Genomic DNA, 13,070 nt, shown 5'->3' with positions numbered 1-13,070 from the left:
AACCGGGCAGCTATCGAGACAAACCAATCGAAACAGCGGTCGTAGCCTACGGCTGCGGTTGCGGCTGATGCCCCTGTGATTCGGCCTGCTGTTGCGGCGCTCGCGCTTGCGGCAACGCCGCCAGGACTGCCTTCAGAAGCGTCTGCGGTTGATAGCCGAGCCAGCCCGGTGTCAGGCCGAGCCGAACGACGATCAGATTGGCGGAAGGCACGATCGCCATGCTCTGCCCGTCATGCCCCGTGAGCCAGAACGTATCCTCGGGCAGCCCGAACGCGGCGCTTGAGCCACCGGGCGCGAGCCAGGCCTGACCTTGAGTATACCGGCCGTTCGACGCCGCCGTCGGCGTGCGCATGGCGCCGACGAAACCCTCCGGCAACAGCCGCTGGCCGTTCCACACGCCATCCTGCAGCAGGAACTGCCCAAAGCGGGCCCAATCATGCGCCGTCGCGTAGAGATAGGAGCTTCCGACAAAGGTGCCACGCGCGTCGAGTTCGAAGACGGCACTCGTCATGCCGAGTGGGGAGAAGAGCGCGTCGTGCGGGTAGGAGAAGGCTGCCGGCGCCCTGCCGACTCTGTCCATCCAGATGCGCGACAAGAGCACCGCCGTGCCGCTCGAATAGAGGAAGCGCTGACCCGGCGCCGCCTCCATCGGCGCATTGGCCGGCAACGACACCATGTCGGGGTCGAGATAGAGCATGCGCGTCACATCCGCGACATCGCCATAATTCTCGTTGAAGGCAAGACCGCTCTCCATGCCGAGCAGGTCGGAAACTTTGATTTTGGCGCGCGCATCATCCTTCCACTGCGCCAGCAGATGATTGTCGTCGAAGGAAATCTTACCATCGAGCATCAGCCGGCCGAGGATGGCCGCATTCACCGTCTTCGTCATCGACCAGCCGATCAGCGGCGTCTTCGCTGAGAATCCGGGACCATAGGCTTCGGCGACGATTCGGCCATCGCGCACGACCACAATCCCTCGCATGGCCGGGCCGGCAATCCCTGTGTCGTTAAGCACCGCAGCGATCTTTTCGTCCCGACCGCCGACACCCTCGCCTTCCGGCCACAGCGCCGCGTTCGCCTCCATTCTTGCCGGCGCGTCGAAAGCTACGGCATTCGCCGCCGCCTCGAAATCGCCGTCGGGCACGCTCGTGCAGCCGAAAGCGCCGCGGTAAAGCGCGTAGCTCGAAGCAAACAGCCCCAGGAAGCGCGCGGTCACACGGTTGTTGTCGCGGTCGACGCTGACGCGCACGAGCCGCAGCAACGGATTTCCCGGCGCCTGCACGTCATCCGCCAGCACGTCTTCGGCGTTCCGGCCGGCAACGAAGACATTGGAGCAGACGATCTTGGCGGCATAGCCGTCGCCGACGCGCAGAAGCTCCGGCGGCCGGACGAGCAGCCAGACGGCGCCGGCAACGACGATGAGAACGACAAGGAGCGCAAGCGCCTTCAGGACACGCAGGACAAATCGCATGGCATTCCTCCGAATGCCCGGAGAGAAGCAGGAATTCCGCCTGCCTGGAAGGGCGCGGCGCGAAGAATATTCCGTCACCCCGATCACTTTCCGAGGAGGGGCGATGTTTTCGAACGGCACAGGCCCACAGCCCGCGTCATCAAACTGTAGCAGTGGCGCGCTACACGCCCTGAACGCTAAAAAGGTGACAGACTCATGTCAGAATTTGCACCGGATGCCGGCTTCCGCAAGAACCGGAAACTCAAGGACGCCCTTCTCCGCCACAAGGCTTTTTCAAAGGAGGGCTTCTCCGAGCGTCTCTTCAGTCTTCTCTTCTCCGGTCTCGTCTATCCGCAGATCTGGGAGGATCCGGATCTCGACATGCAGGCGATGGAGCTGAAGCCCGATCATCGCATCGTCACCATCGGCTCCGGCGGCTGCAACATGCTCGCCTATCTCTCCAAGGCGCCGGCCTCGATCGACGTCGTCGACCTCAACCCGCACCACATCGCGCTGAACCGCCTGAAGCTTGCTGCGTTCAAGCACCTTCCCGGTCACGCCGATCTCGTCCGATTCCTGGCGATGCCGAACGAGAAGTCGAACAGCCGCGCTTATGACCAGCATCTCGCTGCCAAACTCGATGAAGCGACCCGCAGCTATTGGAACGGCCGCAAGTTCGGCCGCCGCCGCGTCACCGTCTTCGACCGCAACATCTACGAAACAGGCCTGCTCGGCCGCTTCATCGGCGCAGCCCATCTTCTGGCCCGCCTGCATGGCGTCAAGCTGCGCGAAATGACCAAGACCCGCTCGATCCGCGAACAGCGCCAATTCTTCGAAGAACAGATCGCCCCCCTGTTCGAAAAGCCGGTCGTGCGCTGGATCACCGGCCGCAAGAGCTCACTCTTCGGCCTCGGCATTCCGCCGCAGCAATATGACGAGCTCGCAAGCCTTGCCGCCGATCATTCGATCGCACCGGTGCTGAAGCATCGCCTGGAAAAGCTCGCCTGTCATTTCCCGATGCGCGACAACTATTTCGCCTGGCAGGCCTTCGGCCGCCGCTACGGCACCGAAGAAGAGGGCCCGCTGCCGACCTATCTAAAGGCGGAGCACTACGAGGTGATCCGCGCCAATGTCGACCGCGTCAACGTCCACCACGCAAGCTTCACCGAACTTCTGGCCTGCGAGCCGGCAGCCTCTCGCGACCGTTATATCCTGCTCGACGCGCAGGACTGGATGACTGACGACCAACTGAACGACGTCTGGCGGGAAATCACCCGCACGGCGCGCGAAGGCGCGCGCGTGATCTTCCGCACCGCCGCCGAAAAGAGCATCATCGAAGGCCGTCTGTCTCCTTCGATCCGCGACCAATGGGATTATTTCGAGGAGAAATCGCGAGAACTGACCGCGCTCGATCGCTCCGCGATCTACGGCGGTTTCCACATTTACGGGAAGAAGGCGTGAGTAAGATCGGCGCCGAGACGGCAGGAAAGAGCGATCAACATGCCAGCCTGATGGATGGCATGTACCGCTACCAGCGCCATATCTACGACCTGACCCGCAAATATTACCTCCTCGGCCGCGACAGCACGATCCGCCATCTCGACGTGCCAGACGGCGGCACCCTGCTCGAAGTCGGCTGCGGCACCGGCCGCAACATGGCCTTGGCGCACAAGCATTTTCCAGGCGCAAAGCTGTTCGGCCTCGACATTTCCCAGGAAATGCTGATTTCGGCCCGCAAGACCTTCGCCACCAAGGCGACCATCCCGGAATTCCGCGTCGCCGACGCGACGGCGTTTACACCGCGCGAATTCGGCGTCAGCGGCTTCGACCGCATCCTCATTTCCTATGCCCTGTCGATGATCCCGGACTGGGAACGCGCCGTCGACGCGTCGATCGCCGCACTTAATCCCGGCGGCCAGTTGCATATCGTCGATTTCGGCCAGCAGGAAGGCCTGCCGCGTTGGTTCCGCCGCATGCTGCAGGCTTGGCTTGCGAGATTCCATGTCACTCCGCGCGCCGATCTGCGGGAGGTCCTGGAAGCGCAGGCCCAGGAACACAATGCGCGTTTATCCTTCGAAACAGTCGGCGGCGGTTACGCCTGGCGGGCGGCCATCATCAGCAGGCGCTCATAATTCGCTTGAAACTAACCGATTTTTTACGTTGATATGATGAAAAGAGGGTTATTCCTCTGCTGGGCTCGTCATTTTCGAAGGTCAGGCTGTGGAGCAAAGAGATCATTCGGTTCACGACGGGATACCCATGCGCCGGCTTTTGTTTTGCGTTCTGCCCCTGGCCATCCTGCTGGCGGGGTGTTCCTCCTCCGGTCACGACTATCTCGAAACCGCATCGATCAAGCCGAAGACGCGCTTCCGGGATACCGATCCGCAGGATTTCGGCCCCAAGCATCCGCAGCAGAATGCGATCCACGGCATCGACATCTCCAAATGGCAGGGCGATATCGACTGGAGCACGGTGAGGAATTCCGGCGTCGCCTTTGCCTTCATCAAGGCGACGGAAGGCAAGGACAGGGTCGACCCCCGCTTCGATGAATATTGGCGCGAGGCGCGGGCCGCCGGCATCCCGCACGCCCCCTACCATTTCTATTATTTCTGCTCCTCGGCCGATGAGCAGGCCGACTGGTTCATCCGCAACGTGCCGAAGGAGGCCATGCGCCTGCCGCCGGTGCTCGACGTCGAATGGAACGCCGAATCGAAGACCTGTCGTTACCGCCCCGACGCGGAAACCGTGCGCTCCGAAATGCAGCGTTTCATGGACCGGCTGGAGGCCTATTATGGCAAGCGCCCGATTATCTACACCTCGGTCGATTTCCACCGCGATAATCTCGCCGGCTACTTCCAGGATTATCATTTCTGGGTCCGCTCGGTGGCAAAACATCCCGAGGTGACCTATTCCGACCGCCGCTGGGCCTTCTGGCAATATACCTCGACCGGCGTGATTCCCGGCATCAAGGGGCCGACCGACATCAACGTCTTTGCCGGCAGCGCAAAGAACTGGAACAATTGGGTCGCGGCCGTTTCCAAGGATAGAAATTCTTAGTAACGTCTTTCAATCTTTCTTGCTTCCGTCACATTCCTCTGTGAAAGCGACGGGCATCCATTTGCTATAAGGACCGCATTCATGCACCGCTCGCTCACAAGCCGCTCTGCACTCGCCCTCCTGTTTGCCCTCGCTTTTGCAGGCGGCGCGGCCGCCCAGCAGGCGCCCGCGGCCTCGGCTCCGGCAGCCCCCTGCGGCGGCGATCTGTCTGCCTTTCTCCAGGGCGTCAAGGCTGATGCGGTCGCCGCAGGCGCCAGCGCCGCAGCCGCCGACGAGGCGCTGGCCGGCGCCGAAATCGATCCCAAGGTCCTGAGCCGGGATCGCGCCCAGGGCGTCTTCAAGCAGACCTTCCTAGAATTCTCGCAGCGCACCGTCAGCCAAGCCCGTCTCGACATCGGCCGCCAGAAGATGAAGCAATATGCCGACGTCTTTGCCCGGGCCGAGCAGGAATTCGGCATTCCCCAAGGCGTCATCACCGCATTCTGGGCGATGGAAACCGATTTCGGCGCCGTCCAGGGCGATTTCAACACCCGCAATGCTCTGGTGACGCTGTCGCACGACTGCCGCCGCCCAGAACTCTTCCGCCCGCAGCTGATCGCCTTGATCGAGATGGTCGAGCACGGCGACCTTGACCCCGCCACCAACACCGGCGCCTGGGCCGGGGAGATCGGCCAGGTCCAGATGTTGCCGCGCGACATCATCGCCTATGGCATGGACGGCGACGGCGACGGCCATGTCCGCCTGAAGCAGAGCGGCCCGGACGCCATCCTGACGGCAGCGAAATTCATCCAGCATCTCGGCTTCGAGCGCGGTCAGCCCTGGCTGCAGGAAGTCACCCTGCCCGACAACCTGCCTTGGGAGAAATCCGGCCTTGGCGGCGCAATGAAGGCCAGCGAGTGGTTCGCGCTCGGCGTCAAGCCGCGCGACGGCAATACGGCCTTCGGTGAGCTCGAGGGCGATCTGGTCCTGCCGCAGGGCCGCATGGGACCGGCCTTCATCGCCTACCCGAATTTCAAGATATATCTCGAATGGAACAAGTCTTTCATCTACACGACCTCGGCCGCCTATTTCGCGACCCGCCTTTCCGGCGCCCCGACCTATCTCAAGGGCGCGCCGGAACAAGGGCTTGCCAACGACCAGATGAAGACGCTGCAGACCAAGCTGCAGTCGCTCGGCCACGATGTCGGAGAGATCGACGGCATTCTCGGTTCCGGCACGCGTATCGCGATCCAGAAGGAACAGCAGCGCTTGGGGATACCGGCCGACGGCTGGGCGACGCCTGCCCTTCTCAACGCTCTCTGATCGCCGCTGACGTTTACCGCCACCCGTTTTGCAAGAAACGGGTGGCGGCATTTGCCGCTTGGGCTAAAGCTTCCTGATGAAGAACCGGTGCCGGTTGCGGACGGTTCGCTTGCGGTGGAGGAAGCGGCATGGACAGCAAGATGAATGCCTGGACTTGGGGGCTGCTGGTCCTGCTCGGCCTGATCTGGGGCGGCTCCTTTTTCTTTGCCCGCATCGCCGTCCAGCACGTGCCACCGCTGACCCTCGTCTTCCTCAGGCTGTTGCTCGCCGCGCTCGCGCTGCATGTCTATATTGCCGGGCGTCTTGACATCTATTCGATCTTCAAGGCCCGCTGGCGCGAGTTCCTGATCCTCGGCGTCATCAACAATGTCCTGCCGCATGCCCTGATCTTCTTCGGCCAGACCCGCATCGGCGCCGGCCTTGCGGCGATCCTGAACGCGACGACGCCGATCTGGACGGTGCTCATCGCCAATTACCTCACCTCGGACGAGAAGTTGAGCTCGGCCAAGATCGCAGGCTGCCTCGTGGGTCTCCTCGGGACGATCGTGCTGGTCGGCCCCGGCATCTCCACCGGCAGCGAAGCCCCGCTCTGGGCGCTGCTGTTTCCGGTGCTCGCCGCCGTCTCCTACGGTTTTGCCGCCACCTACGGCAAGCGTTTCAAGGGCGTCCCTGCCGCGGTCACCGCCGCCGGCCAGTTGACCGCATCCTCACTGATCGCTCTGCCATTGTCGCTGCTGGCCGATCGACCCTGGGCACTGACCATACCGCCACTCGAAGTGCTGCTTGCCATCCTGGCGCTGGCGCTGCTTTCGACCGCCTTCGCCTATATTCTCTATTTCAGGGTCATCGCGACCGCCGGCGCCACCAACGCCTCGCTCGTCACGCTGCTGGTGCCGCCGAGCGCCATCCTTCTCGGCGTGCTCTTCCTCCGCGAAAGGCTCAGCCTGAGCGAATTCGCCGGCATGGCGTTGATCGGTTTCGGCCTCGTCATCCTCGACGGGCGCGCCTATCGCCTGCTGGCCAAGCCCGCCTGACCTCAGGTTGCATTTTTCGTATGTTTTCAACCAGTTGCGGCTTCGCCAAGTTTCGGGCGCATAGGTAAATTCGCAGTCGCCTGATTTAACGCCGTGTTAAAATGTGTGAAGAAAAATTTTCTCGAAATTATCGTTTCATCTCATGGCCTTAGGAAAATGATGTTCGACTTGTCCACTGGCCGTTTCGGCAGCGCAGCATAAAATCCGCTTCCCAACCGACATATTTCAGACATAATATCCGACGGCTAACGCGAGGAGACAGACATGGGACTCACGCAATCCTTGAATGTTCTGTTGGTCAGTGCAGCGTTTGCTTTCGTCTTATCCATGCTCTTCATTTGAGCCGGAATGACGGAGGCGGAACGCTGATAGTGCCTAAACTCCCCTGATCAATCCGCCAACGAAAAAGCGCATGTCCCGCCCGACATGCGCTTTTTCACTTTTGAACGTCTGCAAGGATCAGGCGGCGGCTCCCGCGCTCTTTGTCGTTCGGCGGGCAAAGCCGAGATTGTCAAGCACCGCGGAAACCAGCGGCGCGCGATTCATCGTATAGAGATGGAAATCACCGATGCCGCGCCGGACGAGATCCTCGATCTGCTCGGCGGCAACTTCGGCCGCGACCTTCGCCCGGTCCTCGGGCTTATCGTCGAGGCCCGCGAAACGCTCGTCGAGGAAGCCAGGGATGACCGCGCCACAGGCGCCGGCGAAACGCTTCAACTGCGTCAGGTTCTGGATCGGCATGATACCTGGCACGATCGGGATCGAGATGCCGGCGGCGCGCACCCGCTCCAGGTAGCGCTCGAAATTGTCATTGTCGAAGAAGAACTGCGTCAGCGCCCGGTCGGCGCCGTTATCGGCCTTGCGCTTCAGCATGTCGATATCGGCGGCCGTATCACGGCTTTCCGGGTGCTTTTCCGGATAGGCGGAGACCGAAATCTCGAAATCACCGACCGACTTGAGGCCTGCCACCAGTTCTGCCGCATTGGCGTAACCGCCGGGATGCGGCTGATAGGGCGCGCCGACGCCGCCGGGCGCATCACCGCGCAAAGCCACGAAATGCTTTACGCCGACCTTGCGAAACGTATCGATCATATGATGCGTTTCCTCCTTCGTCGCACCAACGCAGGTCAGGTGCGAGGCGGTGGCAAGCGGCGTCTGCGACAGGAAACGCGTAACAGCAGACAGCGTCGGCGCCTTGGTGGTGCCGCCGGCGCCGTAGGTCACCGACACGAAATCCGGATCCCAATCCTGCAGCTTGCTGACAGTATCCCAGAGCTGCCCTTCCATTTCCTCCGATTTCGGCGGAAAAAATTCGAAGGAGATCCCGAAGTTGCGCCCGCGTCCTTCGCTTTTCAAAGCCATGTCATACTCTCCCGGCAAATGTGGGTTCGGCGCCTTCGCTCGTTTGCGAAGCCATGAGGCGCCTCGGATCGCGCGCGAGCCAGACGGTGACCGTCAACCCCTGCCCGCCCTGCTGACCCGGATGAAGATCGACGACCTGCTCGACGTCGAGCCCGGCCTTGCGCAACCAGTCGGACATCGCCTGGTGCGAAAAGCCGAGACGGACATGGGCATGTTCGTCTCTGAGATATTCGAGCGTGTGCGGCGCGAGGTCGATGACCACGAGCCGCCCGCCCGGCCGCAGCATGCGCGCCGCTTCCGCGATCGCAATCTCCGGCTGATCGAAGAAATGCAGCACCTGATGGATCGTCACAAGGTCGAAATCCTGCCCCTCGAACGGAAGGTTCAAGATATCGGCGTGGCGCACCGTCGCCTTGGTGATGCGGGACTTGTCGAGATTGGCGCGCGCCACGCTCAGCATGTCGCGACTGGCGTCGACACCGACAGCACGGCGGTAAAGTCCGGACAGGAGTTCGAGGATGCGGCCGGTGCCGGTGCCGAGATCCAGCAGCGAATCGATCGGCTGGTTGCCGAGCAGCCGAATGACGGCGGCGTCGACCTCCTCATCCGCCGCGTGCAGGCGGCGAAGCTCGTCCCATTCCGCGGCATTGCGGCTGAAATAGGCTTGCGCCCGCTCGGCCCGCTGGCGCTTGACAGCCGAAAGACGCTCGCCGTCACGAAGGATGGTCGGGTCGTTCTCGGAGACATGTTTCAGCAGCGCCCGCACCAGCATGGCCGCCTTGCCGTCCTGCTTGAGGCGAAAATAGGCCCAGGCGCCTTCCTGATAGCGTTCGATCAGTTCGGCCTCGCCGAGCAGCTTCAGGTGGCGGGAGATGCGCGGCTGCGACTGGCCGAGGATTTCAGTAAGATCGGTCACCGTCAGGTCGCCGCCGTCGAGAAGCGCCAGAAGACGCAGACGCGTGGGTTCTCCGGCCGCCTTCAAGACGTCCACCAGCCCATCCAGTCCCAGCTTCAAAGGTTCGCTCATCATTGGCCCAATCAAGATATAAAGATATCTTTATGTGATTTGAAAAGCGGTGGCAAGCGGCAATTCGCACTGTTCGCGAAATTGCCTGCGCAAATTGCGACGGGGTCTGACACGAAAAAGCCCCGGTCGAACCGGGGCTTCGGAAGCAGAAATGAAGCAGGGATCAGCGTGTCAGGCGCTTATGGGCCTGGCTGCCCGGATTGAGCGCATCCGGGCCGAGGCGACGGACCTTGTCCTCCTCATAATCCTCGAAGTTGCCTTCGAACCATTCGACATGGCCCTCGCCCTCAAAAGCCAGGATATGCGTCGCCAGGCGGTCGAGGAACATGCGATCGTGGCTGATGACGATGGCGCAACCGGCAAAATTCTCAAGCGCGTTCTCAAGGGCGCCAAGCGTTTCCGTATCAAGGTCGTTGGTCGGCTCGTCGAGCAGCAGAACGTTGCCGCCGGATTTCAACATCTTGGCGAGGTGAACGCGGTTACGCTGGCCGCCCGAGAGACTGCCGACCTTCTGCTGCTGATCGCCGCCCTTGAAGTTGAAGGCGCCGCAATAAGCACGGGAGTTCATGTCGAACTTGCCGAGCTTGATCACTTCGGCGCCGCCGGAGATTTCTTCCCAGACGGTCTTGTTGGGATCGAGCGCATCGCGGCTCTGGTCGACATAGCTGAGGTGCACGGTTTCGCCGATCCGGATCGTACCACCATCCGGCGTTTCCTGGCCGGTGATCATCTTGAACAGCGTCGTCTTTCCGGCGCCGTTCGGACCGATGATGCCGACAATGCCCCCCGGCGGCAGCTTCAGCGACAGGTCGTTGACCAGCGTGCGGCCGTCGAAGCCCTTGGTGATGCCCTCCATCTCGATGACCACCTGACCGAGGCGCTCGCTCACCGGGATGATGATCTGCGCGTCGCCGGGACGCTGCTTCTCGGCCGCCTCCACCAACTGCTCGTAGGATTTGATACGCGCCTTCGACTTGGCCTGGCGAGCCTTCGGGCTGGAAGCAATCCATTCCTGCTCGCGGCTGATCGCCTTCTGGCGTGATGCCTCTTCGCGGTTTTCCTGCAGCATGCGCTTGGCCTTGGCCTGCAGATAGGCGGAGTAGTTGCCTTCATAAGGGATGCCGCGGCCGCGATCGAGTTCGAGGATCCAGCCGGTGACGTTGTCCAGGAAGTAGCGGTCGTGGGTAATCATCATCACGGCGCCGGGATAGTCGCGCAGGTGCTTTTCGAGCCAGGCGATGGTTTCGGCATCCAGATGGTTGGTCGGTTCGTCGAGCAGCAGCAGATCCGGCTGCGACAGCAGCAGACGGCAGAGCGCGACGCGGCGGCGCTCACCACCGGAAAGATTGGTGACATCGGCATCGCGCGGCGGGCAGCGCAGGGCTTCCATCGCCATCTCGACCTGGCTTTCCAGATCCCAGAGGTTCTGGCTGTCGATGATGTCCTGGAGCTTCGCCCCCTCTTCCGCGGTCTCGTCCGAGTAGTTCATCATCAATTCGTTGTAACGATCGACGATCGCCGTCTTCGCGGCAACACCTTCCATGACGTTCTCGAAAACCGTCTTGGTGGGGTCGAGTTTCGGCTCCTGCTCGAGATAGCCGACCGTGGCACCCTCGGCGAGCCAGGCTTCGCCGGTATACTCCTTGTCCTGGCCGGCGATGATGCGCAGCACAGTGGATTTACCGGCGCCGTTCGGTCCGAGGATGCCGATCTTGGCATCCGGGTAGAAGGAAAGGTGGATGTTCTCCAGGATCTTCTTGTTGCCATAAGCCTTGTTGAGGCCGGACATATGATAGATGAATTGACGTGCCATGCTGCGCTGCTCCGGGCGGGAAACTTCGTTTCGTGCCGCTATGTAGGCGAAACAGCGCCTGTGAGCAACGCCGAAACCCGTTTACGCCGGATTCCGGTCAGAAGCCCGCTGCATCGACAACGCCCTCGTCACAGCCGAACGTGGTTTTTCCCGCTCCCTGGATCAGATCGGCAAGGCCCGCGCTTTTTGCCGATGCCGTTCCCGCATCCGCAGACAGGCCGATCGTCAACTCGCTGATCACCCTGACATTGCCGGCTCGCCGGCAGCTCATCTTGACGCGCTCGCCCGCACCCGGCCCGAAGCTCTTGTCGAAAGCAGCCTTGATCGCCTCGGCCTTGACCGCCTTGCCGATATTGGCGGCAAAGAGATCGCGCACGGCCGATGTATTGAGCGCATCCACTAAATGGACGCCGACGCCGAAATAATCCTCAACGCTCATTTTCGTGCAGGTGCCATGCTTTATCCATTCGTGCCGTTCAAGGCCGGACTGGGTGCCGGGCATTGCCTTTGCAAGCGACGCCTGCGTCTCGGCCGAAAGCGCAACCGCGGGCAATGTATCCCATTTGCCGTCCTTGTCGGCAGCCTTCTGGTCCTCACTGACGCCGCAATAATCCTGCCGCATCGGCCACAGGCCGTGCAGCGAGAAATTCGTCGCGTCATGGCGCTCGCCGGTCTGGCTGGCGCATTCGGGCTTCTTCTGGTTCGTCTGGCAGAAGGCGGGCTGCCAGCTCGCAGCAAGAATGAAACGGGTACGGCCATCGGCCTCCTGCGCCACGGCAGCGCCGGCAAGGATCATCGACAAGGCGAACGTAAAGGTACGCAACTGCATGCTGCTCATTTCAACCCCCAAAGAAGAACAATGCAGGAACAGATAAGCACAAAGAGTAAACGGCAGCAACCCTGAATCGCAGCCGTGCCGAAATTTGTTATCGACTGCGCGTCGCCGGAAACAGCTGACTATTGCGGGGACCTCACTGTCTTAGAGTTACGCGAGCACCGTGTCGCACTTATAGTTGCAGCATATTCGCTTAAATCGATTCCGCTTTAAGGAATTATGCAGTAGCGATCTGCTCTGCTGGGGCGGGGAGGATCCGGATGTTTTCTGATACGCAAAGACTCGCGATAGGGGAAGCGTCTCTGGCCTATCACCATGCCGAGGCTACCCACCCGGCGCGCGGCGTCCTGTTGATATCGCACGGCCTGGCGGAGCATTCGAAGCGGTACGGCCGCTTTGCCGCGGCGATGGCGGCGCGCGGCTACCACGTCTATGCCCATGATCACCGCGGCCACGGCGAGACGACGGCGCCCGACGCGCCGATTGGCCGCTTCGCCGGCCGGGATGGCGTCGACCGGGTGATCGGCGATGTCCTTGCCGTGCGCGCCCATGCGGCCTCGCGCCATCCCGGCCTGAAGGTGATCCTCTTCGGCCATTCGATGGGCGGTCTCGTGGCGCTCAATGTCGCCGTCACCGCTCCGGGCGACTTCGACGCTGTCGCCGTCTGGAATTCGAATTTCGCCGTCGGCCTTGCCGGCCGAGCCGCCCAGGCGATCTTGCTTGCCGAGCGGATGCTGAAGGGCTCCGACGTGCCGAGCGGCCTCTTGCCGAAGCTCACCTTCGGAGCTTGGGGAAAATCGATCCCGGACCGCCGCACCGAGTTCGACTGGCTGTCCCGCCATGCCGATGAAGTCGACAAATATATCGGCGATCCGCTCTGCGGCTTCGATGCTTCGGTCTCGCTCTGGCTCGATCTCTTCGAACTGACGTTTCGCGCACCGCAGAAGCTCCATCTCGACCGGCTGCCGCGCGACATGCCGATCCATCTGGTCGGCGGCGGCGAGGATCCGGCGACGGGGCGTGGAAAAGCCATCCTCTGGCTGTCAAACCATTTGAAAGCGCAAGGCTTCTCTCGTATCAGCACTCGGATATATCAGGATATGCGGCATGAAACGCTGAACGAGATCGACGCCGAAGCGGCGACCGCCGCCTTCGCGGACTGGTGCGACGAGGCACTCGCAAGATCCTGA

Annotated in this window: 11 protein-coding genes; 6 read left to right on the top strand and 5 right to left on the bottom strand. The window is 61.8% G+C overall.

Annotation, left to right across the window (positions count from 1 at the left end):
• Window positions 1-46: 46 nt before the first annotated feature.
• The gene (locus HJB91_RS02780; protein WP_221145578.1) at window positions 47-1,471 is read right to left on the bottom strand and encodes a serine hydrolase; all 1,425 of its coding nucleotides are present in this window, start codon (window positions 1,469-1,471) and stop codon (window positions 47-49) included.
• A 195-nt stretch (window positions 1,472-1,666) separates the two neighbouring features.
• Between HJB91_RS02780 and HJB91_RS02775 the strand changes: the two genes are divergently transcribed.
• From HJB91_RS02775 to HJB91_RS02755, 5 genes are all read left to right on the top strand, one after another.
• Window positions 1,667-2,911 carry a DUF3419 family protein gene (locus tag HJB91_RS02775; RefSeq protein ID WP_210630599.1) on the top strand — a complete coding sequence of 415 codons (1,245 nt, stop codon included), beginning with the start codon at window positions 1,667-1,669 and terminating at the stop codon, window positions 2,909-2,911.
• Window positions 2,908-3,582, top strand: a complete 675-nt coding sequence (locus tag HJB91_RS02770) for a class I SAM-dependent methyltransferase (protein ID WP_210630598.1) — start codon at window positions 2,908-2,910, stop codon at window positions 3,580-3,582. Before HJB91_RS02775 ends, HJB91_RS02770 begins: the two co-directional genes overlap by 4 nt.
• Window positions 3,583-3,709: 127 nt before the next feature.
• Window positions 3,710-4,507, top strand: coding sequence for a GH25 family lysozyme (locus HJB91_RS02765; protein ID WP_210630597.1), 798 nt, complete (start codon window positions 3,710-3,712; stop codon window positions 4,505-4,507).
• An 81-nt stretch (window positions 4,508-4,588) separates the two neighbouring features.
• Complete coding sequence (locus tag HJB91_RS02760) at window positions 4,589-5,809, top strand: lytic murein transglycosylase (RefSeq protein ID WP_210630596.1); 1,221 nt, start codon at window positions 4,589-4,591, stop codon at window positions 5,807-5,809.
• A 128-nt stretch (window positions 5,810-5,937) separates the two neighbouring features.
• A complete protein-coding gene (locus HJB91_RS02755) occupies window positions 5,938-6,843 on the top strand; it encodes a DMT family transporter (RefSeq protein WP_221145582.1) in 906 nt (301 codons plus the stop codon).
• Window positions 6,844-7,302: 459 nt separating this feature from the next.
• Here the strand turns inward: HJB91_RS02755 and metF are convergent, their stop codons facing one another.
• From metF to HJB91_RS02735, 4 genes are all read right to left on the bottom strand, one after another.
• Window positions 7,303-8,205 (bottom strand): methylenetetrahydrofolate reductase [NAD(P)H], encoded by a 903-nt coding sequence (gene metF, locus HJB91_RS02750; RefSeq protein ID WP_210630594.1) that lies wholly within the window; start codon window positions 8,203-8,205, stop codon window positions 7,303-7,305.
• A 1-nt stretch (window position 8,206) separates the two neighbouring features.
• Window positions 8,207-9,232: a metalloregulator ArsR/SmtB family transcription factor gene (locus HJB91_RS02745; protein WP_210630593.1), complete on the bottom strand. Its 1,026-nt coding sequence runs from the start codon at window positions 9,230-9,232 to the stop codon at window positions 8,207-8,209.
• 163 nt (window positions 9,233-9,395) lie between these two features.
• Window positions 9,396-11,045 (bottom strand): energy-dependent translational throttle protein EttA, encoded by a 1,650-nt coding sequence (gene ettA, locus HJB91_RS02740; RefSeq protein WP_210630592.1) that lies wholly within the window; start codon window positions 11,043-11,045, stop codon window positions 9,396-9,398.
• A 97-nt stretch (window positions 11,046-11,142) separates the two neighbouring features.
• Window positions 11,143-11,883: a ribonuclease T2 family protein gene (locus HJB91_RS02735; RefSeq protein WP_221145584.1), complete on the bottom strand. Its 741-nt coding sequence runs from the start codon at window positions 11,881-11,883 to the stop codon at window positions 11,143-11,145.
• Window positions 11,884-12,140: 257 nt separating this feature from the next.
• Between HJB91_RS02735 and HJB91_RS02730 the strand changes: the two genes are divergently transcribed.
• Window positions 12,141-13,070: an alpha/beta fold hydrolase gene (locus HJB91_RS02730; protein WP_210630590.1), complete on the top strand. Its 930-nt coding sequence runs from the start codon at window positions 12,141-12,143 to the stop codon at window positions 13,068-13,070.

It is taken from the genome of Rhizobium sp. NLR10b (genome assembly GCF_019685435.1).
In the GTDB taxonomy this organism is placed as follows: domain Bacteria; phylum Pseudomonadota; class Alphaproteobacteria; order Rhizobiales; family Rhizobiaceae; genus Rhizobium.
The sequence above is the reverse complement of the archived record's forward strand: the minus strand, read 5'-3'. Positions and strand labels throughout refer to the sequence as shown.

Coding starts and splice junctions, on each gene's coding strand:
- metF (WP_210630594.1), bottom strand. CDS start 8,205: ATGGCTTTGAAAAGCGAAGGACGCGGGCGCAACTTCGGGATCTCCTTC.
- HJB91_RS02780 (WP_221145578.1), bottom strand. CDS start 1,471: ATGCGATTTGTCCTGCGTGTCCTGAAGGCGCTTGCGCTCCTTGTCGTT.
- HJB91_RS02755 (WP_221145582.1), top strand. CDS start 5,938: ATGGACAGCAAGATGAATGCCTGGACTTGGGGGCTGCTGGTCCTGCTC.
- ettA (WP_210630592.1), bottom strand. CDS start 11,045: ATGGCACGTCAATTCATCTATCATATGTCCGGCCTCAACAAGGCTTAT.
- HJB91_RS02760 (WP_210630596.1), top strand. CDS start 4,589: ATGCACCGCTCGCTCACAAGCCGCTCTGCACTCGCCCTCCTGTTTGCC.
- HJB91_RS02730 (WP_210630590.1), top strand. CDS start 12,141: ATGTTTTCTGATACGCAAAGACTCGCGATAGGGGAAGCGTCTCTGGCC.
- HJB91_RS02735 (WP_221145584.1), bottom strand. CDS start 11,883: ATGAGCAGCATGCAGTTGCGTACCTTTACGTTCGCCTTGTCGATGATC.
- HJB91_RS02775 (WP_210630599.1), top strand. CDS start 1,667: ATGTCAGAATTTGCACCGGATGCCGGCTTCCGCAAGAACCGGAAACTC.
- HJB91_RS02745 (WP_210630593.1), bottom strand. CDS start 9,232: ATGAGCGAACCTTTGAAGCTGGGACTGGATGGGCTGGTGGACGTCTTG.
- HJB91_RS02765 (WP_210630597.1), top strand. CDS start 3,710: ATGCGCCGGCTTTTGTTTTGCGTTCTGCCCCTGGCCATCCTGCTGGCG.